At 54.8% G+C, this 26,420-nt stretch carries 23 protein-coding genes; 11 read left to right on the forward strand and 12 right to left on the reverse strand.

Annotated features, from left to right (window positions below; all coding sequences use genetic code 11):
* Positions 1–8: 8 nt before the first annotated feature.
* The 5 genes from trmH (at position 9) to rluF (ending at position 7,033) form a co-directional block, all read left to right on the forward strand.
* The gene (gene trmH, locus IFU29_RS19525) at positions 9–704 is read left to right on the forward strand and encodes a tRNA (guanosine(18)-2'-O)-methyltransferase TrmH (protein WP_191935369.1); all 696 of its coding nucleotides are present in this window, start codon (positions 9–11) and stop codon (positions 702–704) included.
* Complete coding sequence (recG, locus tag IFU29_RS19530; RefSeq protein WP_191935370.1) at positions 704–2,785, forward strand: ATP-dependent DNA helicase RecG; 2,082 nt, start codon at positions 704–706, stop codon at positions 2,783–2,785. The genes trmH and recG overlap by 1 nt, the downstream gene beginning before the upstream one ends.
* Before the next feature lie 100 nt (positions 2,786–2,885).
* The gene (locus IFU29_RS19535) at positions 2,886–4,274 is read left to right on the forward strand and encodes a nucleobase:cation symporter-2 family protein (RefSeq protein WP_191935371.1); all 1,389 of its coding nucleotides are present in this window, start codon (positions 2,886–2,888) and stop codon (positions 4,272–4,274) included.
* A gap of 119 nt (positions 4,275–4,393) precedes the next feature.
* Positions 4,394–6,076 (forward strand): AsmA family protein, encoded by a 1,683-nt coding sequence (locus IFU29_RS19540; protein ID WP_191935372.1) that lies wholly within the window; start codon positions 4,394–4,396, stop codon positions 6,074–6,076.
* Between the two features lie 84 nt (positions 6,077–6,160).
* Positions 6,161–7,033 (forward strand): 23S rRNA pseudouridine(2604) synthase RluF, encoded by an 873-nt coding sequence (gene rluF / locus IFU29_RS19545; RefSeq protein ID WP_191935373.1) that lies wholly within the window; start codon positions 6,161–6,163, stop codon positions 7,031–7,033.
* Between the two features lie 9 nt (positions 7,034–7,042).
* Here rluF and fabY read toward each other — a convergent pair whose 3' ends face one another.
* From fabY to typA, 5 genes are all read right to left on the reverse strand, one after another.
* A complete protein-coding gene (fabY, locus tag IFU29_RS19550; RefSeq protein WP_062746990.1) occupies positions 7,043–7,984 on the reverse strand; it encodes a fatty acid biosynthesis protein FabY in 942 nt (313 codons plus the stop codon).
* A gap of 59 nt (positions 7,985–8,043) precedes the next feature.
* Positions 8,044–8,481 (reverse strand): D-aminoacyl-tRNA deacylase, encoded by a 438-nt coding sequence (gene dtd, locus IFU29_RS19555; RefSeq protein WP_118665119.1) that lies wholly within the window; start codon positions 8,479–8,481, stop codon positions 8,044–8,046.
* On the reverse strand, positions 8,478–9,350 hold the full coding sequence (locus IFU29_RS19560) for a virulence factor BrkB family protein (RefSeq protein WP_062746994.1): 873 nt from the start codon (positions 9,348–9,350) through the stop codon (positions 8,478–8,480). The genes dtd and IFU29_RS19560 overlap by 4 nt, the downstream gene beginning before the upstream one ends.
* A complete protein-coding gene (gene yihX / locus IFU29_RS19565) occupies positions 9,351–9,947 on the reverse strand; it encodes a glucose-1-phosphatase (RefSeq protein ID WP_191935374.1) in 597 nt (198 codons plus the stop codon).
* Positions 9,948–10,087: 140 nt separating this feature from the next.
* The gene (gene typA, locus IFU29_RS19570; RefSeq protein WP_062746998.1) at positions 10,088–11,911 is read right to left on the reverse strand and encodes a ribosome-dependent GTPase TypA; all 1,824 of its coding nucleotides are present in this window, start codon (positions 11,909–11,911) and stop codon (positions 10,088–10,090) included.
* A 435-nt stretch (positions 11,912–12,346) separates the two neighbouring features.
* Between typA and glnA the strand changes: the two genes are divergently transcribed.
* The 3 genes from glnA (at position 12,347) to glnG (ending at position 16,501) form a co-directional block, all read left to right on the forward strand.
* On the forward strand, positions 12,347–13,756 hold the full coding sequence (gene glnA / locus IFU29_RS19575) for a glutamate--ammonia ligase (RefSeq protein ID WP_191935375.1): 1,410 nt from the start codon (positions 12,347–12,349) through the stop codon (positions 13,754–13,756).
* Between the two features lie 278 nt (positions 13,757–14,034).
* A complete protein-coding gene (gene glnL / locus IFU29_RS19580) occupies positions 14,035–15,084 on the forward strand; it encodes a nitrogen regulation protein NR(II) (protein WP_062747002.1) in 1,050 nt (349 codons plus the stop codon).
* Positions 15,085–15,091: 7 nt separating this feature from the next.
* Positions 15,092–16,501 (forward strand): nitrogen regulation protein NR(I), encoded by a 1,410-nt coding sequence (gene glnG, locus IFU29_RS19585; RefSeq protein WP_191935376.1) that lies wholly within the window; start codon positions 15,092–15,094, stop codon positions 16,499–16,501.
* Between the two features lie 119 nt (positions 16,502–16,620).
* Here the strand turns inward: glnG and hemN are convergent, their stop codons facing one another.
* Together hemN and yihI are read right to left on the reverse strand one after the other, a co-directional pair.
* Entirely contained in the window at positions 16,621–17,994 is a 1,374-nt protein-coding gene (gene hemN / locus IFU29_RS19590) for an oxygen-independent coproporphyrinogen III oxidase (protein ID WP_191935377.1), read from the reverse strand.
* 251 nt (positions 17,995–18,245) lie between these two features.
* Positions 18,246–18,773 (reverse strand): Der GTPase-activating protein YihI, encoded by a 528-nt coding sequence (yihI, locus tag IFU29_RS19595; RefSeq protein ID WP_191935378.1) that lies wholly within the window; start codon positions 18,771–18,773, stop codon positions 18,246–18,248.
* A gap of 551 nt (positions 18,774–19,324) precedes the next feature.
* Here yihI and yihA point away from each other — a divergent pair.
* Complete coding sequence (gene yihA / locus IFU29_RS19600; RefSeq protein WP_191935379.1) at positions 19,325–19,957, forward strand: ribosome biogenesis GTP-binding protein YihA/YsxC; 633 nt, start codon at positions 19,325–19,327, stop codon at positions 19,955–19,957.
* 177 nt (positions 19,958–20,134) lie between these two features.
* Here yihA and IFU29_RS22960 read toward each other — a convergent pair whose 3' ends face one another.
* Positions 20,135–20,182, reverse strand: coding sequence for a spot 42 RNA, inhibition of DNA synthesis (locus tag IFU29_RS22960; protein ID WP_071892919.1), 48 nt, complete (start codon positions 20,180–20,182; stop codon positions 20,135–20,137).
* A gap of 268 nt (positions 20,183–20,450) precedes the next feature.
* A complete protein-coding gene (gene polA / locus IFU29_RS19605; RefSeq protein WP_191935380.1) occupies positions 20,451–23,240 on the reverse strand; it encodes a DNA polymerase I in 2,790 nt (929 codons plus the stop codon).
* Between the two features lie 41 nt (positions 23,241–23,281).
* On the opposite strand from polA, the gene IFU29_RS22670 reads away from it, so the two are divergent.
* Positions 23,282–23,410: a hypothetical protein gene (locus tag IFU29_RS22670; protein ID WP_274604303.1), complete on the forward strand. Its 129-nt coding sequence runs from the start codon at positions 23,282–23,284 to the stop codon at positions 23,408–23,410.
* 235 nt (positions 23,411–23,645) lie between these two features.
* Here IFU29_RS22670 and dsbA read toward each other — a convergent pair whose 3' ends face one another.
* From dsbA to IFU29_RS19620, 3 genes are all read right to left on the reverse strand, one after another.
* Entirely contained in the window at positions 23,646–24,275 is a 630-nt protein-coding gene (dsbA, locus tag IFU29_RS19610) for a thiol:disulfide interchange protein DsbA (RefSeq protein ID WP_191935381.1), read from the reverse strand.
* A 48-nt stretch (positions 24,276–24,323) separates the two neighbouring features.
* Positions 24,324–25,316: a serine/threonine protein kinase gene (locus tag IFU29_RS19615; RefSeq protein WP_191935382.1), complete on the reverse strand. Its 993-nt coding sequence runs from the start codon at positions 25,314–25,316 to the stop codon at positions 24,324–24,326.
* An 81-nt stretch (positions 25,317–25,397) separates the two neighbouring features.
* On the reverse strand, positions 25,398–25,667 hold the full coding sequence (locus tag IFU29_RS19620; protein WP_191935383.1) for a YihD family protein: 270 nt from the start codon (positions 25,665–25,667) through the stop codon (positions 25,398–25,400).
* Between the two features lie 51 nt (positions 25,668–25,718).
* Here IFU29_RS19620 and mobA point away from each other — a divergent pair, with 51 nt between their 5' ends.
* Complete coding sequence (gene mobA, locus IFU29_RS19625; protein WP_191935384.1) at positions 25,719–26,300, forward strand: molybdenum cofactor guanylyltransferase MobA; 582 nt, start codon at positions 25,719–25,721, stop codon at positions 26,298–26,300.
* The last annotated feature ends 120 nt before the right edge of the window (positions 26,301–26,420 follow it).

Below are 26,420 nucleotides of genomic sequence, written 5' to 3' on the forward strand. Positions count from 1 at the left end.
TGCTTCTCATGAATGCTCAACGTTATGCCCGCATCCGCGCAATGCTTGCCGCCCGTCAGCATGACCTGACGGTCTGTATGGAGCAGGTGCATAAACCTCATAACGTTTCTGCAGTGATCCGTACCGCTGACGCCGTTGGCGTGCATGAAGTTCACGCCGTATGGCCAGGCAGCCGTATGCGCACCATGGTCTCTTCCGCTGCAGGCAGTAACAGCTGGGTACAGGTGAAAACTCACCGGACTATATCGGACGCCGTGACCCATCTTAAAGATCAGAACATGCAGATTCTGGCCACCCACCTTTCTGACAAGGCCGTTGATTTTCGTGAAATCGACTACACCCGCCCCACCTGTATCTTAATGGGGCAGGAAAAAACCGGGATCACCCAGGAGGCGCTCGACCTGGCCGATCAGGATATTATCATTCCGATGATCGGGATGGTGCAGTCGCTGAATGTTTCCGTGGCATCAGCACTGATCCTCTATGAAGCCCAGCGTCAGCGGCAAAATGCCGGCATGTACCTGCGTGAAGAAAGCACGCTGGACTATGCGGAGCAGCAGCGTCTGCTATTCGAGGGGGGTTATCCGGTACTGGCCCGCGTGGCAAAGCATAAGGGACTACCCTACCCGGAAATTAACGATCGGGGTGAAGTCGTAGCGGAACCGGAATGGTGGGCCACCATGCAGTCGAAGGCGCATAAATAATGCAGGGCCGTCTGCTCGATGCCGTCCCGCTGAACACGCTATCAGGTGTGGGTGCCAGTCAGGCGGCAAAGCTGGCTAAACTCGGCCTGCTGACGGTACAGGATCTACTGCTGCACCTGCCGATGCGTTATGAAGACCGTACCCAGCTGTATGCCATCAACGACCTGCTGCCGGGCATTTACGCCACGGTAGAAGGGGAAGTGCTGCATTGCGACATCTCATTTGGCCGTCGTCGTATGCTCACCTGTCAGATCAGCGACGGTAGCGGCGTGCTGACCCTGCGCTTCTTTAACTTCAATGCGGGAATGAAAAACAGCCTCGTCGCCGGCCGTCGCGTTACCGCCTATGGCGAGATCAAACGCGGCCAGCGTGGCGCAGAGATTATTCATCCTGAATATAAGGTTCAGGGGGAAAGCAGCGTGACAGCGCTCCAGGAGACGCTGACGCCCGTCTACTCCACTACGGAAGGTGTCCGCCAGGCCACACTGCGGAATCTCACTGACCAGGCGTTAACCCTGCTGGACACCTGCGCCATTGCCGAACTGTTGCCGCCGGAGTTAAGCCAGGGCCTGATCAGCCTGCCCGCGGCCCTGCGAACCCTGCACCGGCCGCCGCCGGATATGGCACTGGCCGATCTGGACAGCGGCACCCATCCTGCCCAGCGACGGCTGATTATGGAGGAGTTGCTGGCGCACAATCTCAGCATGCTGGCGGTGCGTGCCGGAGCCCAGCGCTATCATGCCCTGCCGATGGAGGCCCGCCACAGTCTGAGTGACAGGCTGCTGGCGGCCCTGCCCTTCAAACCGACTAACGCCCAGGCACGCGTGGTGCGTGAGATCGAAACCGATCTGGCCCGCGACTACCCGATGATGCGTCTGGTTCAGGGTGATGTGGGCTCAGGGAAAACGCTGGTTGCGGCGCTGGCCGCGCTGAATGTCATTGCCTTTGGCAAACAGGTAGCATTGATGGCTCCCACCGAACTGCTGGCCGAACAGCACGCGAATAACTTCCGTCAGTGGTTTGCACCGCTGGGGCTGGAAGTCGGCTGGCTGGCAGGTAAACAAAAAGGCAAAGCCCGCATCGCCCAGCAGGAAGCCATTGCCAGCGGCCAGGTTTCGATGATTGTTGGCACCCATGCAATTTTCCAGGAGCAGGTGCAGTTTAACGGTCTGGCGCTGGTCATTATCGATGAGCAGCACCGCTTTGGCGTCCACCAGCGCCTGGCGCTGTGGGAGAAAGGCGAAGAGCAGGGTTTCCATCCACACCAGCTGATTATGACCGCGACGCCCATCCCCCGCACCCTGGCGATGACCGCCTATGCAGACCTGGACACCTCCACCATCGACGAAATGCCGCCGGGCCGCACGCCAGTGACTACCGTGGCGATCCCGGATACGCGCCGGGCCGATATCATTGCCAGAGTGAAACTGGCCTGTGGCAGCGAAGGCCGCCAGGCCTACTGGGTGTGTACGCTGATCGAGGAGTCTGAGCTGCTGGAAGCGCAGGCGGCTGAGGCCACCTGGGAAGAGCTGAAACTGGCCCTGCCTGAGCTGAATATCGGGCTGGTACACGGTCGCATGAAACCGCAGGAAAAACAGGCCGTGATGCAGGCCTTTAAACAGGGTGATATTCACCTGTTAATTGCCACCACGGTCATTGAGGTCGGGGTGGATGTCCCCAATGCCAGCCTGATGATTATTGAGAACCCGGAGCGTCTGGGCCTGGCACAGCTGCACCAGCTGCGCGGCCGCGTCGGCCGTGGGGCGATCGCCTCTCACTGCGTACTATTGTATAAAGCGCCGCTGAGTAAAACGGCCCAGAAACGCTTACAGGTACTGCGCGACAGCAACGATGGTTTTGTCATTGCCCAGTGTGACCTTGAAATTCGCGGTCCTGGTGAGCTGCTCGGCACCCGCCAGACCGGGAATGCCGAATTCAAAGTCGCCGACCTGCTGCGCGATCAGGCAATGATCCCTGAAGTCCAGCGCGTGGCGCGCCATATTCATCAGCACTATCCGGCGCAGGCAGTCGCCCTGATCGAACGCTGGCTACCGGAAACCGAACGCTATACCAACGCCTGATCATGAATGTTTTAGATTCCTGTTTGCCACGTTGGCAAACGATTGCTTTTGCGCTAAAGAAGATTAAAATCGCCCCTTTGTTGCCCCGGGAAGCCTTAACATGACCGTTGAAACCCAAGATGCTGCCGCCGACCGTAGCCCTGTTGCTACTGGCAAAAGCGAACTTATTTACCGCCTTGAAGATCGCCCACCGTTACCGCAAACCCTGTTTGCAGCCTGTCAGCACTTGCTGGCGATGTTTGTCGCGGTTATTACCCCGGCCCTGCTGATTTGTCAGGCCCTGGGCCTGCCCGCGCAGGATACCCAGCATATTATCAGTATGTCGCTCTTTGCCTCCGGCGTGGCGTCTGTTCTGCAGATAAAAACCTGGGGCCCGGTGGGCTCCGGTCTGCTGTCGATTCAGGGTACCAGCTTCAATTTTGTGACTCCGCTGATTATGGGCGGCCTGGCGCTGAAAAATGGCGGGGCTGACGTGCCCACCATGATGGCGGCTCTGTTCGGCACGCTGATGCTGGCATCCTGCACGGAAATGGCGCTGTCGCGCGTGCTGCACCTGGCGCGCCGGGTCATTACCCCACTGGTGTCCGGGATTGTGGTGATGATTATCGGCCTGTCACTGATCCAGGTCGGCCTGACGTCCATCGGCGGGGGCTTTGCCGCGATGAACGATCACACCTTCGGGGCGCCAAAAAACCTGCTGCTGGCTGGCGTGGTGCTGGCGGTGATCATTCTGCTGAACCGCCAGCGTAATGCTTACCTGCGCGTGGCTTCCCTGGTGATCGCGATGGCGGTAGGCTACCTGCTGGCCTGGGCCATGGGCATGCTGCCGGAAAATACGACACCGGCCAATACCGCGCTGATTACCCTTCCCATGCCCTTTTATTACGGACTGGGCATCGACTGGAACCTGCTTATCCCCCTGATGCTGGTGTTTATGGTCACCTCGCTGGAAACCATCGGGGATATCACTGCCACCTCTGATGTCTCCGAGCAGCCGGTCAGCGGCCCGGTTTATATGAAACGCCTGAAAGGCGGCGTGCTGGCCAACGGCCTGAATTCGTTTGTTTCCGCACTGTTCAATACCTTCCCTAACTCCTGCTTCGGGCAGAATAACGGTGTGATCCAGCTTACCGGCGTGGCCAGCCGCTACGTCGGCTTTGTTGTCTCGCTGATGCTGATAGTACTGGGGCTGTTCCCCGCGGTGAGTGGCTTCGTGCAACATATTCCTGAACCGGTACTCGGCGGCGCAACGATTGTGATGTTCGGTACCATCGCCGCGTCCGGCGTGCGTATTGTGTCGCGTGAACCGCTTAACCGCCGCGCTATCATGATTATTGCGCTGTCGCTGGCCGTCGGCCTCGGCGTATCGCAGCAGCCGCTGATACTGCAATTTGCACCGGACTGGCTTAAAACGCTGCTCTCTTCCGGCATTGCCGCCGGGGGTATCACTGCGATCATTCTGAATCTGGTGTTCCCGCAGGAAAAATAAACCGGTTCCTGTCATTCTGGAGACGTGTGGAAATTTCACCCGGTCGCCGCATGCAGGTTGAGATGCGGCGATAAATCAGGCATAACAAGCCATTACCAGAATTCATAGGGATGGATACGATGAAGTTTCTCGGAAAAGTTTTGCTCACGCTGCTGCTGTTTCTACTGCTGGTGGTCGTTGCCCTGTATGTTTTGCTGCAGACGCAGTGGGGCGCGGGCTGGATCGGTCGCCAGGTCAGCGCCGACAGTGATTATGAGCTGTCACTCAGTAAAATGGAGCATAACTTTTCTGATCCCAGCCATCTGCTGTTGAATAACGTCTCCTTTGGCCGTAAAGGTCAGCCCGCCACGCTGGTTGCTAAACGCGTTAATCTGGGCCTGGGTCTGATCCAGTTCAGCAATCCCCTGCACTTTGCCAGTATTCGCCTTGATCAGGGGACGCTAAATCTCAGTGAAAAAAGTGCGCCGCTCTCATTACAGGCTGACCGTTTGCAACTCAGCCAGATGGCGCTGAACCGCAGCGAGGGTGAATGGCCGCTGCAGGCACAGCGTGTTGATGGCGGTGTGATGCCGTGGAAGCCGGAGGCCGGTAAGCTTCTCGGCAAGGAAGCCCGCTTCCAGATGAGTGCCGGCTCGCTGACGCTGAACGGCATCCCTGCCGCTAACGTGCTGATCCAGGGAAGCCTGAAAGGACAACAGTTGCAGCTCAGTAACCTGGGGGCGGACATGGCGCTGGGCTCCGTGACCGCCAGCGCGCAGCGCGATGCAAACGGTACGTGGCAGGTTTCCACCCTGCGTCTGAACAGCATCCGCCTGCAAACAGATAAGACGCTGCGCGATTTCCTGCTGCCGTTGGGTGCGCTGCCGCCAGTGCATTTTGATCGCATCGATGTGACCGATGCCCGCCTTGAAGGACAGGACTGGGCGGTGACCGATCTCGACCTGAATTTGAAAAACCTGAGCCTGAGCCAGGGTGACTGGCAGAGCGATAACGGCTCGCTGTCACTGAACGCCAGCAGCTTTGTGAATGGCAGCCTGCAGTTGAACGATCCGATTGCCAATATGGACTTCTCCCCCCAGGGGATCGCCATTACGCAGTTCAGCTCACGCTGGGTCAACGGTCTGGTGCGTGCACAGGGTAACTGGACCCGCAGTGACCGGAAACTGACGCTGGACGAACTGGTCATAGCCGGGCTGGAATATACCCTGCCGCTCAACTGGCGTGAACGCTGGATGCAGCCGCTGCCCGCCTGGCTTGACAGCGTGGAAGTGACGAAATTCAGCGCTAATCGCAACCTGATTATCGATATCAATCCGGACTTCCCTTTCCAGATGACCTCCCTGGACGGCACCGGCAACCGTCTGCTGATGGCTCGTGAACATCAGTGGGGAATCTGGTCTGGCGATCTGAGCGTCAATGCCGCCGAAGCCACGTTTAACCGTGTCGACCTGCGCCATCCCTCGCTGGTACTCAACGCCGGGGATAACAGCATTAACGTGACGGAGATGAGTGCTTTCAGCCATGAAGGTATGCTGGAGGGACTGGCAACGCTCAGCCAGCAACCGCAACGTGCGCTATCGTTGACCCTGAGTGGCCGTCAGGTGCCCGTGAATGTGTTACATGACTGGGGCTGGCCACAGGTGCCACTGCAGGGTAACGGCAATCTCCAGCTGAAATTGCAGGGCAATCTGTCGGCGGCACAATCACTGAAATCGTCGGCTAATGGCACGCTGACAGTGACAGCAGGCGATAAATCGGTGCAACAGACCATGCAGGCAGGCCAGGTCGCTGGCGCGCAGTAATTCTCGTTCGGGGTACTATCTGCCCCGTCCGGGCTTCGCAACCTCACGCGGGTAAGGTATAGTCCGTTTTTTTACGGGGGAACCATGCTGACCAATTCATCCATTCGTCTGAACAAATACATTGGCGAGAGCGGCATCTGCTCACGCCGCGATGCCGATCGATACATCGAACAGGGAAACGTTTTTATCAACGGCAAGCGTGCCTCGGTGGGCGATCAGGTCTTTGCTGGCGATGTGGTGAAAGTAAACGGCCAGCTTATTGAACCGCGTAACGAAGATGACCTGGTGCTGATTGCGCTTAATAAGCCGGTTGGTATCGTCAGCACAACGGAAGACGGTGAGCGGGACAACATTGTCGATTTCGTTAACCACAGCAAGCGGGTGTTCCCCATCGGACGCCTGGATAAAGACTCGCAGGGGCTGATCCTGCTGACCAACCACGGCGATCTGGTGAACAAGATCCTGCGCGCCGGTAACGATCACGAAAAAGAGTATATCGTGACCGTGAACAAGCCGGTGACGGAAGAGTTTATTCGCGGGCTGGGCGCAGGCGTACCGATGCTGGGTACGGTGACCAAAAAATGCAAAGTGAAAAAAGAAGCACCCTTTGTGTTTCGCATTACGCTGGTACAGGGGCTGAACCGTCAGATCCGCCGCATGGCAGAGCACTTTGGCTATGAGGTGACAAAGCTCGAGCGTGTTCGCATTATGAACATCAGCCTGAAAGGCCTGCCGCCGGGTGAATGGCGGGATTTGACCGATGATGAGCTGATCGCACTGTTTAAGCTGATCGAGGACTCCTCCTCCGAAGATAAATCCGCGAAGAAGGCACCGGCGAAAAAAACCGCCGTGAAAAAGCCCACCAGCAGCGGGGCAAAAACGCCAGATAAAGCGGCTGCCAGCCCGGCGGGTCGTAAACGCTTTAACCAGCCGGGCCGCAAGAAAAAGGGCCGCTAAGGCACTTTTTTATTGCCCGCTGCCCACGCCCGGCTCCAACGGGCCGTCCGGGTCGGCGGGCAGTACAATGTACACCCCTTCAAACACCGCACCCGACTCATCGTTACCAAACAGCTCAACTTCAAGCTGCACCCGCGCCTTACGGCCACGCGCCAGCCGGTCAAGATCGCCACTCAGAGAACCCAGGTCAGCAATCGCGCCCGGCCTGCCGCTGATCGGTTTGCTATAGCGAATGTGGGCATCGGCCAGAATGATCGTCCCGCCCAGATGCCGCTCACGCAGCAGCAGCCAGATCAGTCCCCAACCGGTCAGCGTCGCCAGCGAAAACAGGCTGCCCGCGAACAGGGTGTGGTGAGGATTCTGATTGCCGGTTTCCGGCATGGTGGTGATAAATTTCTGGCCGGTATACTGCAGTATGCGCACACCCATTTTTTCACTGAGCGGGATGTGCTGATACCATGCCTGCTGGAGCTGGCCACACCAGTCAGCGCGGTGCAGAATATCATCCAGCGTCACCACCGGCTTAATCATCAGGAAATGGCGTACCGGCGTGGTCTGCGGTGCGGTGATCTCACCCTGGTTGAGGTAGCCGAGCTTGGAAAAGAACTCAACGGCATCTTCACGCGCACTGCAGACGACGCGCTTAACCCCTTCCTGACGCGCCACCGACTCCAGGGTCATCGCCACCAGCGTGCCCAGGCCTTTGCCCTGCACGGAGGGGTGGACCGCCAGAAAACGGATAGCGGCTTCGTTGTCGGCATTAATATACAGCCTCCCGATGGCCACCGGGTCCCCTTTCTCATCCACCACCATCTGATGGTGGGCCAGCGCATCCCAGGCGTCACGCTCCGACCCCATCGGCTGATGCAGCGGCTTACGCAGCATTTCCCAGCGGAACTGGTAATAGATATCTAACTCTTCTGCAGTTTCTGGCACACGGAGGTGATACATAAAATGGTTCTCTCTTTCAGGTCCCGCAAGGTCACTTCTGTGCCGTCCGGCTAACGACTTCACACCTGCAGCCAGAAGGTTACGGGGCCATCATTAATCAGCGCCACTTTCATATCAGCGGCGAAACGCCCGGTTTCCGTGGCGATACCTTTATCACGACAGCAGGCAGCGAAATATTCATACAGCTCTTCAGCGTCGGACGGCGCAGCACCGCCGGAAAAACTTGGGCGCATCCCTTTTTTGGTGTCGGCTGCCAGCGTGAACTGGGACACCACCAGCACGCTGCCCCCCGCCTGCTGCACGTTCAGGTTCATCTTGTCGTTTTCATCGGCAAAAATACGGTAACCCAGCACCTTATCCGCTAACTTTTGTGCGGTCCCCGGGGTATCCCCTTTCTCTACGCCCAGCAAAATCAGCAAACCCGGCCCAATCTCGCCGAGGGTTTCCCCCGCCACGGTGACGCTGGCAGAAAGCGCCCGTTGAATTAAGGCAATCATGATCCCTCGTTTTCTCTTTCTTGTTCTTCTTGTTTAAGCCGGCGGTAGTCGCCCAGCGTGGCGGTCACTTCCGCCCCTAATAAAACGATACACCACGTCCAGTACACCCATAAAAAAAGAATGGGGATAACGGCAAGCACGCCGTAAATCAACTGGTACGAGGGAAACATCGTAACATACAGCGCAAAGCCTTTTTTACCCAGTTCGAACAGGGCACCCGCCACGACAGCCCCTACCAGTGCATCGCGTCCTGCCACCTGAGTGGTGGGAACAATGCTGTACAGCAGCCAGAACGACAGGCAGGAGAGCAGGAGCGGGAAAATACGCAGTCCGATGTCGACCAGCATGCTGACACCGCTGACGGTTGCCCAGTGCAGCGACAGCAGATAGGAGCTGATCGCCAGGCTCGCTCCCGCCAGCAGCGGCCCCAGCGTCAGAATCATCCAGTAGACCGCAAAGGAGTAGACCAGCGGTCGCTTACGTTTACTGCGCCAGATAACGTTGAGGGCAGTATCAATCGAATACATCAGCAACAGCGCGGTAAAGACCAGGCCGCCAACACCCACGGCGGTCATCTTGCTGACATTGGCAACAAACTGCTCCAGATAGTTCTGGATAGTGGCACCGGCCGCCGGCACGAAATTGTTAAAGACAAAGTTTTTCAGTTGAACGCTGACGTCCGAAAACATCGGAAAGGCGGCAAACAGCGCAAAGACAACGGCAATCAGCGGCACCAGCGACAGTAGAGATACATACGCCAGATGCCCGGCCAGCATCGTCATGCCGTCCTCGTCAATACGCTGCCAGAGTAGCTTTATCCACGCCCAGAAGGCCCGCAACCGGTGTCGGTAATGGTTCAAAACAGACATTCAGCGACGATCGGCAAAGAAAGCAGGCAGCACGCTGGCATCGGTGACAAGCAAACTGTGTATGCCTGCCTGACGTGCAGCTTCGATATTATCGGGATTATCATCAAAGAAGATCGCCTCTTCGGCGGAGAAATCTTCTTCGTTTAACAGACGCTGAAAAATTTCCGGCTCAGGTTTCCGTACACCCATCTCCTGCGACAGATAAATTTTATCTGCGGCAGCCTGAACTTCAGGATACTGCGTTGGCCAGAACTGGCAGTGCAGGCGGTTAGTATTGGAGAGGATAACGACGCGTTCTCCCTGCTCACGCAGCCGCTGCATAATGGCAATCACCTCCGGGCGCACACCGATGAACACGGCCTGCCAGCCGGCAGCAAACTGCTCATAGCTTAAGGGCAGCTCAAGCTCTTCACACATTTTATGCGCAAACTCTTCGTCACTGATTTCACCCCGTTCGTGCTGGTGAAAGCTCTCCCCCATTTTGAACCGGCTTTGCAGGGTCGCTAACGGTACGCGGCTCAGATCGCTCCAGACACCGAGAACCCGGTTGAAATCAATATCAACAATGACGTTACCTAAATCAAAGATATACAGCATGGTCATCTCCTTTTGTTCCGGTGAGTTATTCACTCTAGCGGTAAATTGGAAGACTGAACAGGTGAGGGCTTTGAAAACTGCGGGGAAGATGAAGCAGGAAGGACAGGGCCGGAGAAAACTCCGGCCCTGAGCAAGCGTGATTACGCTTCTTTTGGACCGCGGCTTGCGCGCTTACGGTCGTTTTCAGTCAGGTGACGTTTACGGATACGCACCGACTGTGGCGTCACTTCGACCAGTTCGTCATCATCAATGAACTCAAGCGCCTGCTCAAGGGTCATCTTCTGTGGCGGAACCAGCGTAGTGGCTTCATCCGTACCGGAAGCACGCATGTTGGTCAGCTTCTTACCGGTCAGGCAGTTTACGGTCAGGTCGTTTGAACGTGAGTGAATACCGATGATCTGGCCTTCATACACTTCAGCACCGTGGCCGAGGAACAGCTTACCGCGATCCTGCAGGCTGAACAGGGCGAACGCTACCGCTTTACCCTGGCCGTTAGAGATCAGTACGCCGTTCTGACGCTGGCCCACTTCGCCCTGACGCACGTCGTCATAGTGGCTGAAGGTGGAGTACAGCAGACCGGTACCGGATGTCATGGTCATGAATTCGTTACGGAAGCCAATCAGACCACGGCTTGGGATCTCGTAGTCGAGACGCACACGGCCTTTGCCATCCGGATCCATGTTTTTCATGTCACCTTTACGCTCGCCCATCGCCTGCATCACAGAACCCTGATGCTGCTCTTCGATGTCGAGGGTCACGTTTTCGAATGGCTCTTGCTTACGGCCTTCGAATTCACGGAAGATAACTTTAGGACGGGAAACCGCCAGCTCGAAACCTTCACGACGCATGTTTTCAATCAGTACTGACAGGTGAAGCTCACCACGACCTGAGACGCGGAAGGCGTCAGCATCAGGGGTTTCTTCAACACGCAGTGCCACGTTATGCACCAGTTCTTTGTTCAGACGATCAAGAATCTGACGTGACGTCACATACTTGCCTTCTTTACCGCAGAACGGAGAGGTGTTAACGCAGAAGAACATGGTTACGGTCGGTTCATCAACGCTCAGGGCTGGCAGCGCTTCCACATTCTGCGGGTCGCAGATAGTGTCAGAGATGTTCAGCTCGCCCAGACCGGTGATAGCGATGATATCGCCAGCTTCCGCTTCAGTGGCTTCGATACGCTCCAGGCCCATATGGGTCAGAACTTTACCGACTTTCGCGTTACGGGTTTTGCCTTCGCTGTTGATCACAGTGATCTGCTGGTTAGGGCGAACTTTACCGCGTTTGATACGGCCGATACCGATAACACCCAGGTAGTTGTTGTAGTCCAGCTGAGAGATTTGCATCTGCAGCGGGGCTTCCAGTTCAACCTGTGGTGGTGATACGTGCTGAACAATCGCTTCGTACAGCGGGGTCATGTCTTCCGCCATATCGTTGTGATCCAGACCTGCGATGCCGTTCAGGGCAGACGCATAGATCACCGGGAAGTCGAGCTGCTCATCGGTCGCATCAAGGTTAACGAACAGGTCGAAGACCTGATCAACAACCCAGTCAGGACGCGCGCCAGGGCGGTCAACTTTGTTAATTACCACGATCGGCTTCAGACCATTAGCAAACGCTTTTTTGGTCACGAAACGGGTTTGCGGCATCGGGCCATCCATTGCATCCACAACCAGCAGCACCGAGTCGACCATAGACATCACACGCTCTACCTCACCGCCGAAGTCGGCGTGTCCTGGGGTATCCACGATGTTGATGCGGTAGTCATTCCATTTAATGGCGGTGTTTTTTGCGAGGATGGTAATCCCACGCTCTTTCTCCAAATCGTTGGAGTCCATTACGCGTTCGGTTGCTTCGGTGCGGGCATCAAAGGTCCCGGACTGCTGCAGCAACTTATCAACCAGGGTAGTTTTACCATGGTCAACGTGGGCAATAATGGCGATGTTACGCAAATTTTCGATCACAGCTTTGCCTCAGGCATTTAGAAATAGCGCGCTATTGTACACGGATTAATCGAAGGACTGAACAGGATCACATATTTCATATAAAGATAACTGTCCGGATTGCTTTTATAGCCATTTTCAGTGCAAAGATTGCACTGTGACGAAAAATTGCACCAAAACAGTGCCCATTAATCACTCAATAGCACCAAAATGGTGCGCGACTTCCATTGTGGTGCAGTCCCCGTTTCACGAGAGGGTGCATCATAGCGCTTTTTTCATGAAATAAAAAAGTTGGCATAGATTTCGCAATTACTCTTTAAGCGAAAAACGCCAGTTTCCACAACGGTTGATAGCGCGGCAGAGATCTTTATTATCGGAGTAAGCGCCCTGAAACGCAAAGCGCACCCGTGAAGTTCACTGTCACGACGACAATGACAAAATCCAGGAGAGTTAAGTATGTCCGCTGAACACGTTCTGTCGATGATGAACGAGCATGAAGTCAAATTTGTTGACCTGCGTTTTACTGACACCAAAGGTAAAGAGCAGCACGTGACTATCCCCGCTCATCAGGTTAATGCTGACTTCTTCGAAGAAGGCAAAATGTTTGACGGCTCCTCCATTGGTGGCTGGAAAGGTATCAACGAATCCGACATGGTTCTGATGCCTGACGCCACCACGGCGGTCATTGACCCGTTCTTTGCAGATTCTACCCTGATCATCCGTTGTGACATCCTCGAGCCAGGCACCATGCAGGGCTACGATCGTGACCCACGTTCCATCGCCAAACGTGCTGAAGATTTCCTGCGCTCTTCCGGCATTGCAGACACCGTTCTGTTTGGGCCAGAGCCAGAGTTCTTCCTGTTTGATGACATCCGTTTCGGCAGCAGCACGTCCGGTTCTCACGTCGCTATCGATGATATCGAAGCTTACTGGAACTCCGGTAAAGAGTACGAAGGCGGCAACAAAGGCCACCGTCCAGGTCTGAAAGGCGGCTACTTCCCGGTGCCACCAGTTGACTCCGCGCAGGACATCCGTTCTGCCATGTGTCTGACCATGGAGCAGATGGGTCTGGTGGTTGAAGCTCACCACCACGAAGTGGCCACGGCCGGTCAGAACGAAGTGGCTACCCGCTTCAACACCATGACCAAAAAAGCTGACGAAATTCAGATCTACAAATATGTCGTCCACAACGTTGCTCACGCTTACGGCAAAACAGCGACCTTTATGCCAAAACCGATGTTTGGCGATAACGGCTCTGGTATGCACTGCCATATGTCTCTGTCAAAAGGCGGCACTAACCTGTTCGCTGGCGACAAATACGGCGGCCTGTCTGAAATGGCTCTGTTCTACATCGGCGGTGTGATCAAACATGCTAAAGCCATCAACGCCCTGGCCAACCCGACCACCAACTCTTACAAGCGTCTGGTCCCGGGCTATGAAGCACCAGTAATGCTGGCTTACTCTGCCCGTAACCGCTCTGCGTCTATCCGTATCCCAGTGGTTGCCAGCCCGAAAGCCCGTCGTATTGAAGCGCGCTTCCCTGACCCGGCGGCAAACCCATACCTGTGCTTCGCTGCACTGCTGATGGCTGGCCTGGACGGCATCATCAACAAGATCCACCCTGGCGATGCCATGGATAAAAACCTGTACGACCTGCCACCGGAAGAAGAAGCCGAGATCCCAAAAGTGGCAGGTTCTCTGGACGAAGCCCTGGCGGCCCTGAACGAAGACCGCGAGTTCCTGACCCGTGGTGGCGTGTTCACTGACGATGCAATCGAAGCGTACATTGAACTGCGTAAAGCTGAAATGGACCGTGTTCGTATGACACCGCATCCGGTTGAGTTCGAACTGTATTACAGCGTTTAACATCGCCTTAAGTTTGAAGTAAGCCCGGTGCCCTTTACGTTGTAGTAAGGCGGCCAAAGGAAGCCCGATGTGCCGGGTAAGACCAGGCCATTCGGGTAACGGAGGGAGCCCATCACGCTGCGACGTGAAAGGCGTCCGGGGTTTTGTTGCCGTGGAAACTTTCAGCCCATCTCAGGATGGGCTTTTTTCACCGCAAATTCCCTGTTTACGGGATGATTTTCGGGTTATATGGCTATAATGCACTAAATTGGTGCAAAAATTCCTCAGGAGAACGCTGTATGGCTACCGGCACGCCGCCCGATGCTGGGCAGATCCTTAATTCACTGATCAACAGTATTTTGCTGGTTGATAGTGAGTTGGTGGTCCATTACGCCAACCCCGCTGCACAGCAGTTGCTGGCTCAAAGTTCCCGCAAGCTGTTTGGTACTCCCCTGCCGGAGTTAATGGGGTATTTTTCCCTGAATATTGAGGTCATGCTCGAAAGTCTGGACGCAGGACAAGGCTTTACCGACAGCGAAGTCACCCTGGTGGTCGACAGCCGGGCGCACGTGATGTCGCTGACTGCACAGCGTCTGCCCGATGGACTTGTTCTGCTGGAAATGGCACCGATGGACAATCAGCGCCGTCTCAGTCAGGAGCAGCTTCAACATGCGCAGCAGGTCGCCGCGCGTGATTTAGTGCGCGGTCTGGCTCATGAAATTAAAAACCCGCTGGGGGGGTTACGTGGCGCAGCGCAGCTGCTGGCCAAAGCGCTTCCCGACCCGGCGTTAACGGAATACACCAAGGTCATCATTGAACAGGCCGACCGCCTGCGCAATCTGGTCGATCGCCTGCTGGGCCCGCAACAGCCGGGGATGCATGTGACACAGAGCATCCATCAGGTCGCGGAACGGGTGGTCAATCTGGTGTCGATGGAGCTGCCCGACAATGTGTCGCTGGTTCGTGATTACGACCCAAGCCTGCCGGAGCTGCCGCACGATCCCGACCAGATAGAGCAAGTCCTGTTGAATGTCGTACGCAATGCCCTGCAGGCGTTGGGTGAGGCAGGTGGCACCATTATTTTACGAACCCGGACGGCGTTCCAGCTTACGCTGCACGGCACACGCTATCGCCTGGTGGCGCGCATCGATATTGAGGATGACGGCCCCGGCATTCCGGCACAGCTGCAGGACACGCTATTTTATCCGATGGTGAGCGGCCGCGAGGGCGGCACCGGGCTGGGATTATCCATAGCCCGCAGCCTGATCGATCAGCATTCGGGAAAAATAGAGTTCCACAGCTGGCCTGGACACACTGAATTCTCGATTTACCTGCCTATTCGCCAGTGAGGTTTCTATGCAACGAGGGATAGTTTGGATCGTCGATGACGACAGCTCCATCCGCTGGGTGCTTGAACGCGCGCTCACTGGAGCCGGTTTAACCTGTGCAACGTTTGACAGCGCCAGTGAGGTGCTGGAAGCGCTTGCGAGCAAAACCCCGGACGTTTTACTGTCAGATATTCGCATGCCCGGGATGGATGGTCTGGCTCTGCTGAAGCAGATCAAGCAGCGACACCCGATGCTGCCGGTCATCATTATGACCGCGCACTCCGACCTGGATGCCGCCGTGAGCGCCTATCAGCAGGGCGCCTTTGATTATCTGCCCAAGCCTTTCGATATTGATGAAGCGGTGGCGCTGGTTGAACGTGCCATCAGTCACTACCAGGAACAGCAGCAGCCGCGTAATCAACCGGTGAGTGGCCCTACCACGGATATTATCGGTGAAGCCCCGGCGATGCAGGATGTGTTCCGTATTATCGGTCGCCTGTCGCGCTCGTCGATCAGCGTACTGATCAACGGCGAGTCGGGTACCGGTAAAGAACTGGTGGCCCACGCGCTGCACCGGCACAGTCCGCGCGCCAAAGCGCCGTTTATCGCCCTGAATATGGCCGCGATCCCCAAAGACCTGATCGAGTCCGAACTGTTTGGTCATGAAAAAGGGGCTTTTACCGGTGCCAGTCAGATCCGTCAGGGACGCTTTGAGCAGGCCGACGGCGGCACGCTGTTCCTGGATGAAATTGGCGATATGCCACTGGATGTGCAGACCCGCCTGCTGCGCGTGCTGGCCGATGGCCAGTTCTATCGCGTCGGCGGCTACGCCCCGGTGAAGGTGGATGTGCGTATTATTGCCGCCACCCATCAGAACCTTGAGCTGCGCGTGCATGAAGGAAAATTCCGTGAGGATCTCTTTCACCGCCTGAACGTGATCCGCGTGCATCTGCCCCCGCTGCGCGAGCGTCGGGAAGATATTCCACGTCTGGCGCGCTATTTCCTCCAGGTCGCCGCACGTGAACTGGGTGTGGAGGCCAAAATTCTGCATCCGGAAACAGAAACCGCACTGACGCGTCTGCACTGGTCCGGTAACGTTCGTCAGCTGGAGAATACCTGCCGCTGGCTGACCGTGATGGCCGCCGGACAGGAAGTACTGATTCAGGATCTGCCGCCGGAGCTGTTTGAAACCTCGACCCCGGAAAACCCGGTACAGTCCCTACCGGACAGCTGGGCAACGCTGCTGGCACAGTGGGCAGACCGTGCGCTGCGTTCCGGTCATCAAAACCTGCTGTCAGAAGCCCAGCCAGAGATGGAGCGGACCCTGCTCACCACCGCCCTGCGTCATACTCAGGGCCATAAGCAGGAAGCCGCGCGTCTGCTGGGCTGGGGAAGGAATACGCTGACCCGTAAGTTGAAAGAGCTGGGAATGGAATAACCGTCAGGTACGTCATCCGGGCGGATCGGAAAAAAGGTCCGCCCCTGCAACATCCCCGCAGGTCACTACCCGTGAGATCGCCGCAGGGGCCGACCTGTTGTTTCCTTCACACCCACCAGTCAGATCACCCGTGAGAATTGCGCGCCAGACGCTTTCTCCCGCAGGTAGCGATCAAAGCACATACAGATGTTTCTTATCAGCAATCGTCCCTTAGCAGTGACCACAAGGCCATTATCTTGGTATTCCACCAGCCCGTCCTCAATCAGAGGCAGCAGCGCTGAAAGATCGGCGGCAAAATACCGGCGGAAATCGATGCTATAACGGGCTTCAATCTCGCTGAAGGACAGCGCAAAATTGCAGATCAGACTTTTAATCACGTCACGACGCAGGCAGTCATCCTCGCTGAGCTGCAGACCGCGCCACAGGGCCGTTTTTTTTGCCCGGATATCCGCATAATAGTGCTTCAACGCTTTCTGATTCTGCGCGTAAGTGTCCCCGATCATACTAATGGCAGACACGCCCATGCCCAGCAGGTCGCTGTCGCCCTGCGTGGTGTAGCCCTGGAAATTACGATGCAACTCGCCCGCGCGCTGTGCCATCGCCAGTTCGTCGTCACGGCGGGCAAAATGGTCCATACCAATAAACTGATACCCCTGTGCCGTCAGCGTGGCGATGGTTTGCCGTAAAATATCCAGTTTTTCCCGGGCGTCGGGCAGGTCTTCATCCTTAATTTTACGCTGGGCCGGAAAGAGCGCCGGCATATGGGCATAGTTAAAAACGCTGAGACGGTCAGGATCAAGCTCAACGACCTTTTGCAGGGTAAAGGCAAAGCTCTCTGCCGTCTGCAGGGGCAAGCCGTAAATCAGATCAATATTGGTGGAGGCAAAGCCCAGCTCACGCGCCCGGGCCATCAGAGCAAAGATCATCGCCTCATCCTGTACGCGATTCACTTTCTCCTGCACCTGCTTATTGAAATCCTGTACCCCCATGCTCAGGCGGTTGAAGCCTTCTGCACGCAGATGGTTGAGCACGTTGAGTTCAATTTCTCGCGGATCGACTTCAATCGAGATTTCAGCGTCCGTGGCAAAGTGAAAATGCTGGCGCAGGCAGGCCATCAGGCGGCCGATTTGAGCCGGGTTGAGAAACGTCGGCGTACCGCCGCCCCAGTGCATCTGACTCACCGTACGCTGGCGGAACAGCGGCGCACGCTCGGCAATTTCCTGCACCAGCACATCCAGATACTCATCTGCCTTATGCTGCTGGCGCGTCACCTGCTTATTACAGCCGCAGAAGTAACAAAGTCGGTGGCAAAACGGAATATGCAGATACAGCGACAGAGGGCGATCGGGATAACGTTGCGTTGCCTGCAAAAAGGCGGATTCATCGTAATCCTGACGGAATTCGAGGGCGGTCGGATAAGAGGTATAGCGGGGGCCGGCGATGTTGTACTTCTGGATCAGTGGGAGATCCCACTCGGTGGTCTGCGTTTTCATGCTCACTTCCCTTATCGTCGTCGCACTGACCGCCGCGTGACAGGAAGCTGCTGGCTGACGATCCTGCTGCGCAGCCGGGTTTTCAGCCGCGATAGCCGCTGTAGTTTAACGAATAACCACCCCAGCCAGCACAGCAGAATCAGCGCAATAATTGATCCAGGCCAAATCATCACCAAAAACCCTGTAAGGATAAGGCAGCGCTAATTTGCGCTGCCTCAAGGAACGTCAGAGAAACAGGCTATCGCCGGCGATCAATCCTTGCCCTTGAGCAGACGGTACATATCTTCTTCTGCCTGCTCATCTTCAGCACCATCGTCCAGGGCAATACCTAACTGTTCCATCAGGACATCAATGCGATCCAGTGAGGCATCGAGCCAGGCCTGATCTTCTGCCGACAGGGCGTCGCCATTTTCCAGACGATCGAGCAGGGTATCCAGACGCTCATCATTTTCCAGCTTCGCCAGCTCTTCTTCCGGCGACAGGTTCACTTTTTTCTCGGGGGCGGGCTTCGCGGCTTTAACCGGCTTTGGCTTGCTGGCCACTGCATCACTACCCAGCGCGACCGGTTTTTTACTACCAATACGCGGATCTTTAGCCGGTTTGCCGTTGGCGTTTTTCTGACTTTCAGTGACCGGGTTCGCGCGGCTACCGGAAGCATGGCCGCTGTGCTTTTTATCACGTTTGCGGTCACGCGCTTCCTGGTTGATCTCATCACGCGTTTTACGTTTCACTTTAGCTCCCGGTTTTTTATCCTGGGGCGTGCGTGCGGGTTGCTTCATGGTTTCTGCTCTCAGACGTTTATCTTCAGTATAGAATTGCCGCGAAATCTAGCAGAAAGCAGGCAAAGAAAAAAGGCGCCAGGTCACCCTGTCGCCTTTTTTCGCACCTTCCGCGGAAGGACTGACATTGTCAGCGTCCTTATTAGCAGCCAGCATCCCTGTTTTCCTTTGCCTTTGCTCAATCCTGTGAACCTTCCTGAGTCCCTGTCGCGCACGCCTGTGCACGTCTCCTGCCCCGCCCGCGATCGTCCTGATACTCCATGAGCGCTTCATCCTGAAGTGAAATATCCTGTTTCTGGCTACAAATGTAGACTAACCCGTCCAGCAAACAAGGTGATGCAGGTAATTTTTACTCTGTTTTTTTAGGTGTTTTTTTAACCCACTGAAAATTAGTAAAAAATCCATTTTTAAAAATATTAAATGCAGAGAGTGCTGGCAACACCAATGGTCAATGTCTCACAGCGGCCGCTCGGACAGTGTCTTACCGGGCGCTTTGACGCCATACAGGGTATAATCAGCGAAATTGCCCTTTTTTATCTGGAGTATCTATTTTGTCTGGCTGGAATTATCACGTCACCCATTTTGTCACCAGCGCCCCTGATATCCGCCACCTGCCTGCCGATACCGGCATTGAGGTTGCTTTTGCCGGACGTTCTAACGCAGGTAAATCCAGCGCACTGAATACGCTGACCAATCAGAAGGGCCTCGCCCGTACCAGTAAAACGCCGGGGCGTACCCAATTAATTAACCTGTTCCAGGTGGCGGAAGGTTACCGCCTGGTCGACCTGCCAGGCTATGGCTACGCGCAGGTTCCCGAAGAGATGAAGTTAAAATGGCAGCGCGCGCTGGCAGAATATCTGCGCGATCGTCACTGTCTGAAAGGGCTGGTTGTGCTGATGGATATTCGCCATCCGCTGAAAGATCTCGACCGTCAAATGGTCATGTGGGCGGTACAGAGTGGAATTGAAGTCCTGATCCTGCTGACCAAGGCCGACAAACTGGCCTCCGGCGCGCGTAAAGCACAGCTGAATGCGGTACGTGAAGAAGCAAAAACCTTCCTCGGTACGGTGGATGTTGAAGCGTTCTCATCCCTGAAAAAAATTGGCGTGGATAAACTGAGCCAGAAGCTGGACAGCTGGTACCGCGATATTCCTCCGGCAACGGAAGAAGAAGTCACCGGCTAAGAACGGCGATCTGTCACCCACCGTCTGACTGTGCAGCAAGACACTCTTTCTTGCCTCATGCGAACATAAAACCATCGGAACAGGTGATCGCCGCTGACCCAGCGGTGATGTCAGGTGTGACGGGTAAAAGACAATAAAAAACGCCCCAGTCATAAATGACTGGGGCGGCTAAAATATTCAGCCAAATCCGATTACGTGAAGTAAAAGGTCTGAAAGATAGAACATCTTACCTCTGTACCCTACGTCTGAAACTTTACCTCATTTTTTGAGCGCTCAAAAGGGTTTTTTGTAGTTAATTTTCAGAAAACAACATCCATTATCCAACTCAAGTCACAGAAAACCATCGAACATGTAGCTTAATTACTAAAAAAGTGTTTTAGCTGAGACGGTTAGCAGAGGTGACGTTAAGCAGGGAAAACGACGAAGAGCTGAACCGTGTAAAGCGACAGGCTGTGCTGAGAATCAAAACAGCCCGCCGCACCGGGGTTAAACCTTAATGTGCCTGATCCCAGTTATCGCCCACGCCGATATCAACCCGTAGCGGAACGTCCAGTTTCATACTGCCTTCCATCAATTCGCGAATCTTCGCCGATGCCGCGTCCACGGCAGTGGACTGAACCTCGAACACCAACTCATCGTGTACCTGCATGATCATTTTTACGTCCCCGCTGGTCTCAGGCATCAGCCACGCATCAACAGCGATCATGGCGCGTTTAATGATATCCGCCGCGGTCCCCTGCATAGGGGCATTGATCGCCGCCCGCTCAGCCGCCTTACGACGCATGGCATTGCTGGCCTTAATATCAGGCAGGTACAGACGCCGGCCGTCCAGCGTTGACACGTAGCCTTTCTCTGCGGCCAGCTCGCGGGTGCTTTCCATGTACTGCAGCACCCCAGGGTAACGTTCGAAATAGAGATCCATATACTTCTTCGCTTCTCCGGCACCAATATTGAGCTGACGCGACAGACCAAAGGCGCTCATGCCGTAAATCAGACCAAAGTTAATGGCCTTGGCACTTCGGCGCTGCTCTCCGCTGACCTTATCCAGCGGCACGCCAAAGACTTCAGACGCGGTAGCACGGTGGATATCCTGTTCGCTGGCAAAGGCTGTAAGCAATCCTTTATCCTGTGACAGGTGCGCCATGATGCGAAGTTCAATCTGGGAGTAGTCAGCCGCGACAATGCGATATCCCTTCGGTGCAATAAAGGCCTGACGGATGCGTCGTCCTTCATCGTTACGCACCGGGATATTCTGCAGGTTTGGATCGCTGGAAGAGAGGCGGCCCGTCGCGGTGACCGTCTGATGATACGAAGTATGCACGCGTCCGCTGTGGGGATTAATCATCAGCGGCAGCTTATCAGTATAGGTGGACTTCAGCTTGGAAAGGCCACGATGCTCCAGAATCACTTTCGGCAGCGGATAGTCCAGCGCCAGCTCGGCTAACACCTCTTCGCTGGTCGACGGCGCTCCCCCCGGGGTTTTCTTCGTCGGCTTGATACCCTGCTTTTCAAACAGGATAGTTTGTAGCTGCTTCGGGGAAGAGAGGTTAAACGGTTCGCCTGCCAGCTCATGGGCTTTCAGCTCCAGCTCCGCCAGACGACTCCCCAGCTCCTGCGAGTGCGCCGCCAGTATATTCTGGTCAATCAACACACCGTTACGTTCAATACGTGAAATAACCGGTACCAGCGGCATCTCAAGCTGCGCGAAGACCGCTTTCGGCCCCGCTTCTTTTTCCAGCTCTGGCCACATTTTCAGATGCAGCTGCAGCGTGACGTCGGCATCTTCTGCGGCATAGTGTGCCGCCTCCTCAAGAGCAATCTGGTTAAATGTCAGCTGATTTTTGCCTTTGCCGGCAATCTCTTCAAAAGTGACGGTTTTATGATTCAGCCAGCGGGCTGCAAGCGTATCCATATCATGGCGACCCGCTACGCTGTTCAGCGCATAGGACTCCAGCATGGTGTCGAACGCGATTCCCTGCAATTCGATACCATAGTTTGCCAGCACGCCGCGATCGTACTTGAGGTTCTGGCCGACTTTATGTGCTTTCGGGTCCTCCAGCAGCGGCTTAAGACGTGCCAGCACCGCTTGACGATCTAACTGCTCCGGGGCATCAAGGTAGTCATGTGCCACAGGCAGGTAGGCCGCCTCTCCGGGAGCAGTGGCAAATGACAGCCCGATAATATTGGCACTGAGAGTATCCAGTGAGTCCGTTTCCAGATCGAAGGCAAACAGCGCGCACTGCTGTAATTTCTTCATCCAGCCGTCGAACGTTGCTTCGTCAAGAATGGTGACATAGCCTTCTGAAGAGAGCACGCGGGTGGATTCCTCCACGGCAAGCTGGCTTTCAGCCACAGCAACTTTCTTCGCAGCAACGTTGCCTTTATTGCCCTGAAGCCATTTCCCCTCTTCCAGATCGACAATCCAGCGTTTGAATTCGTAATGCTTAAACAATCCGAGCAGTTCTTCCACTGCAGGCTCTTTCACCGTCAACTGCTCGCTGGTTAATTCCAGCTCAACATCGGTTTTAATTGTTGCCAGCTGATAGGAGAGGAAAGCCATCTCCTTATTTTGCTCCAGCTTGGCCGCCATGGTTTTCGCGCCACGAAACGTCAGCGTTGCCACTTTATCCAGATTGTCATAGATATCTTTTACACCGCCCAGCCCCTGTAACAGGGCCTGGGCGGTTTTTTCCCCCACCCCTGCCACGCCAGGAATATTATCGGAGGAGTCGCCCATCAGGGCGAGGAAATCAATGATCAATGACGGTGGGATACCGTATTTCTCCACCACCTCATCCGGGCCCAGAATTGCATTATTCATGGTGTTGATCAGCGTGATATTGGGTGACACCAGTTGAGCCATGTCTTTATCACCCGTACTGATCAGTACGGGTTTTCCGGTCTTTTCTGCGGCCAGTGCCAGCGTACCGATGACATCGTCGGCTTCCACACCGGAAACCGCCAGCAACGGCAACCCCATCGCTTTTACCATCGCGTGTAGCGGCTCAATCTGTGCACGCAAATCGTCCGGCATCGGCGGGCGATGTGATTTGTACTCTTCAAATAATTCGTCGCGGAAGGTTTTACCCTTGGCATCAAATACCACTGCCACATGACTTGGCTTATATTGCAGCAGCAGGCTGCGCAGCATATTTAATACGCCGTACATTGCACCGGTGGGTTCGCCTGCGCTATTGGTCAGCGGAGGGAACGCATGATAAGCACGGTACAGGTAGGAAGAGCCATCTACCAGAATCAGCGGGTTTTCTGCAATTTGAGCCATAAGTCGTCACGTTCTTCTTTGGTTTTTGATTAGGAGTAAGGATGCCACAGCTGACCCTGAAAGATGAAATCTCAACGACGATTAATCCACATCAGGTGGTCATTTTGCGCAGCACTTCGCATGAACGTTCTGTGGATAAGTTTGTGTGTAAATTTACCAACATGGAATAACTTGTGCGGAAAACTGAAAAGGTACGATTATTTTTTCTTTATAATCATTTGGTTATTTATTCACACCAGGAATAGCTTTAGGTTTTATGTAATATGAGTGATGTGGATATAAATTGACGCCCGTGAGTTAAGATCCGCGATCTCTCACTGAGGAAAGCACATTTTTACGATAATAATTTTGTCGCGAAGGGTAAAACACGCCGGGCTGGCCGGCGTGTTGCAAATCGTCAGGGGCTTACTTTTGAGAAATCAGGAACTTCACCACGTTGGCATACTGTTGAACAAAGTTTTCCTGTGAGCTGGTATCCAGGCCACCATTGTTCACCATATATTTACCATTAACGAACATCGCAGGCACGCCACGCAAATCCAGGTCAGCAGCGGCTTTCTCCTGCTGGGCGACCAGCGATTTCACCACGAAGCTGTTCCAGGCAGCATCATACTCTTCAGGCTTGATACCCGCAGCTTTCACAAATACCGCTTTCAGACTGGCCGGATCGGTGATGGTTTGTGTCTGCTGAACACCTTCAAAAATAGGGGCAGTGACTTTGTCTTCCACACCCAGCGCCATCGCCACAGCCCAGGCCTGCGTCACGGTTTTACCCATTTCGCCACCCAGGAACTCAACATGGTACTTGGTCACTTTTGTGTCAGCCGGCAGCGCTTTCTTCACGGCATCGCTTACATGCCAGACATGCTCGAACTGATAGCAATGTGGGCAGAAGAATGAGAAGAACTCGAGAACCTGAGGTTCGCCAGTCGCCGGTTTATCCAGCGTAACGTATTGCTGACCATCGGTAAATTGTGCGGCAGAAGCGCTGAATGCCAGAACCATACCAACGAGCGCAAACAAAATCTTTTTCATCGTCAAACTCTCTCCTGAATACATCTCAATAGGCGAACCAAAGGGTGATCACACCTGGAAAACAGGCGCAAGCTGGAGCGGGGGTTCCTGCAGCAGCTTGTTCTGTTCGTTAAAAGTGGAAATCTGTCGGCGCCAGAAATCCTCATCCGTCATCCACGGAAAACTGGCCGGGAAAGCCGGGTCTTGCCAGCGGCGGACAACCCACGAAAGATAATAAACCATCCGCATAGCACGTAAAGGCTCAATCAGTGACAATTCATGAGTGTCGAACTCACAAAATTCCTCGTAGGCCTCCAGCAAAATATCCCATTGCAGCCTTTGCTCCTGACGGTCACCATTAATCAGCATCCACAGGTCCTGCACTGCCGGGCCATTACGCGCATCGTCCAGGTCCACAAACAATGGACCGTCGCGCCATAAAATATTCCCCGGATGGCAGTCGCCGTGCAGTCGCAGAGGTTGCCACTGAGTATGCCAGCAGTTTTGTAAAGTTGTGCGCAGCCGGCCAATACTGGCCAGTAAATCGCTTTTTAGCTTAGACGGAACCAGCGGACTGTCTGTCAGAACCTGTAACGGCTCATCGATATACTCCTGTAAACCGATAGTGGGTCGGGCAGCAAACGTCTGGCGACGGCCAACCTGGTGAATGCGTCCGAGAAAACGGCCTACCCACTCCAGATGGTCATAATTATCGGTTTCATACTGACGTCCCCCCAGGCTGGGAAAGACGGCAAACCAGTAACCCTGATGCTGGTGAAGCGTTGAGCCCTGCAGGGTCAGAGGAGCAGCCAGCGGGATCTCATCGGCAAACAGTTCTGTGGCGAACTGATGCTCTTCTTCTATTTGCTCCTGCGACCAGCGCTGCGGTCGATAAAACTTGGCCACGTAGCGCCGTTTGTCATCATCAGAGAACTGATACACGCGATTTTCGTAACTGTTGAGCGCCGTCAGGCCAGATTCAACCCGCAGCCCGGTTTCCCACAGCGCATCAAGGATAGTATCTGGCGTGAGGGCGTGGAAGTTAAAGGCAGGTTCTTTCATCCGGGAGGCTCGCTGATCATCAGTAAAGAATAGGTGCAAGAATATCATTAAATGGTCTCAGCGACCGGGCGGCAGGCTGATTTAATCCTTAATCACTCCGCGCGCGCGCAAGAGTGCCGTCTTGAAATCATCCTCATAATCTTTCTTCAGACCCGGGATTTCAGCATTTTTGTCGCTGCCGCGCATCTTAAGATGATAGATCAGTACATCATCGGTTAATTCACTCACAGGCTGCTTAAAGCCGGCTTCATCGGCTAACTTCTGTAAAAATGCGACCAGATTCAAATCCGGATCCTGTTGCCAGGCCGGTTGCAGCAAGCTGATTAATTCGTTAAGGCGATGGCATTTCATGCTGTTGTCCCTGTATAAAGAAACCCTGAGTAAGCATAGGGTATAAAACAAATGAAGATCGACTCACCGCCAATCCCTGTAGCAATAACCGGTGTGATCCTGGCCGGCGGGCGAGGCAGTCGTATGGGTGGCGAAGATAAGGGACTCATACTGTGGCAGAACAGGCCGCTGTATCAACACGTTTTACAGCGTTTACAGCCCCAGGTCACTACTGTATGGATTAATGCCAACCGTAATATTGAGGTATATCAACAGAGTGGATTTCCGGTGATATCAGATACGTTGTCTGACTTCCCGGGTCCGTTAGCGGGCATGCTGACCGCCCTGCAACAGGCACAAACAGAATGGGTTATTTTTACGTCTTGCGATACGCCCAGCCTGCCTGCCGATCTGGTTCAGCATCTCTGGCAGCATAAAGAGGAGGCACGAGCAGTGTGGGCACGTACAGAAGATCGTGAGCATCCCACCCTGGCGCTGCTGCACCACAGTCTTGCGGGTTCACTGCAGCACTACCTGGCCGGTGGGGATCGTAAATTGTTGCTTTTTCTTCAGCAGGCAGGGGGACACAGTGTTTTATTTGCCCATGCAGAGTCTGCATTTCGCAATTTTAACCACCCGGAAGACCTTATTTAAGGTTTTATTTCGTGCAGTATCTTCAAAAATGCACTCTATGCGCAGTTTTGCGGCTTTTTTTCCCGGAGCCTGAACGCAAAAAACCCCGGCCTTTCGGTCGGGGTTATTGCTTTATTTGAT

It is taken from the genome of Erwinia persicina, from assembly GCF_014838825.1.
In the GTDB taxonomy this organism is placed as follows: domain Bacteria; phylum Pseudomonadota; class Gammaproteobacteria; order Enterobacterales; family Enterobacteriaceae; genus Erwinia; species Erwinia persicina_A.

What these genes read in the sequence shown, in the direction of transcription:
- trmH (WP_191935369.1), top strand. Translation starts at nt 9, where the DNA reads ATGAATGCTCAACGTTATGCCCGCATCCGCGCAATGCTTGCCGCCCGT.
- recG (WP_191935370.1), top strand. Translation starts at nt 704, where the DNA reads ATGCAGGGCCGTCTGCTCGATGCCGTCCCGCTGAACACGCTATCAGGT.
- IFU29_RS19535 (WP_191935371.1), top strand. Translation starts at nt 2,886, where the DNA reads ATGACCGTTGAAACCCAAGATGCTGCCGCCGACCGTAGCCCTGTTGCT.
- IFU29_RS19540 (WP_191935372.1), top strand. Translation starts at nt 4,394, where the DNA reads ATGAAGTTTCTCGGAAAAGTTTTGCTCACGCTGCTGCTGTTTCTACTG.
- rluF (WP_191935373.1), top strand. Translation starts at nt 6,161, where the DNA reads ATGCTGACCAATTCATCCATTCGTCTGAACAAATACATTGGCGAGAGC.
- fabY (WP_062746990.1), bottom strand. Translation starts at nt 7,984, where the DNA reads ATGTATCACCTCCGTGTGCCAGAAACTGCAGAAGAGTTAGATATCTAT.
- dtd (WP_118665119.1), bottom strand. Translation starts at nt 8,481, where the DNA reads ATGATTGCCTTAATTCAACGGGCGCTTTCTGCCAGCGTCACCGTGGCG.
- IFU29_RS19560 (WP_062746994.1), bottom strand. Translation starts at nt 9,350, where the DNA reads ATGTCTGTTTTGAACCATTACCGACACCGGTTGCGGGCCTTCTGGGCG.
- yihX (WP_191935374.1), bottom strand. Translation starts at nt 9,947, where the DNA reads ATGCTGTATATCTTTGATTTAGGTAACGTCATTGTTGATATTGATTTC.
- glnA (WP_191935375.1), top strand. Translation starts at nt 12,347, where the DNA reads ATGTCCGCTGAACACGTTCTGTCGATGATGAACGAGCATGAAGTCAAA.
- glnL (WP_062747002.1), top strand. Translation starts at nt 14,035, where the DNA reads ATGGCTACCGGCACGCCGCCCGATGCTGGGCAGATCCTTAATTCACTG.
- glnG (WP_191935376.1), top strand. Translation starts at nt 15,092, where the DNA reads ATGCAACGAGGGATAGTTTGGATCGTCGATGACGACAGCTCCATCCGC.
- hemN (WP_191935377.1), bottom strand. Translation starts at nt 17,994, where the DNA reads ATGAAAACGCAGACCACCGAGTGGGATCTCCCACTGATCCAGAAGTAC.
- yihI (WP_191935378.1), bottom strand. Translation starts at nt 18,773, where the DNA reads ATGAAGCAACCCGCACGCACGCCCCAGGATAAAAAACCGGGAGCTAAA.
- polA (WP_191935380.1), bottom strand. Translation starts at nt 23,240, where the DNA reads ATGGCTCAAATTGCAGAAAACCCGCTGATTCTGGTAGATGGCTCTTCC.
- IFU29_RS22670 (WP_274604303.1), top strand. Translation starts at nt 23,282, where the DNA reads ATGCCACAGCTGACCCTGAAAGATGAAATCTCAACGACGATTAATCCA.
- dsbA (WP_191935381.1), bottom strand. Translation starts at nt 24,275, where the DNA reads ATGAAAAAGATTTTGTTTGCGCTCGTTGGTATGGTTCTGGCATTCAGC.
- IFU29_RS19615 (WP_191935382.1), bottom strand. Translation starts at nt 25,316, where the DNA reads ATGAAAGAACCTGCCTTTAACTTCCACGCCCTCACGCCAGATACTATC.
- IFU29_RS19620 (WP_191935383.1), bottom strand. Translation starts at nt 25,667, where the DNA reads ATGAAATGCCATCGCCTTAACGAATTAATCAGCTTGCTGCAACCGGCC.
- mobA (WP_191935384.1), top strand. Translation starts at nt 25,719, where the DNA reads ATGAAGATCGACTCACCGCCAATCCCTGTAGCAATAACCGGTGTGATC.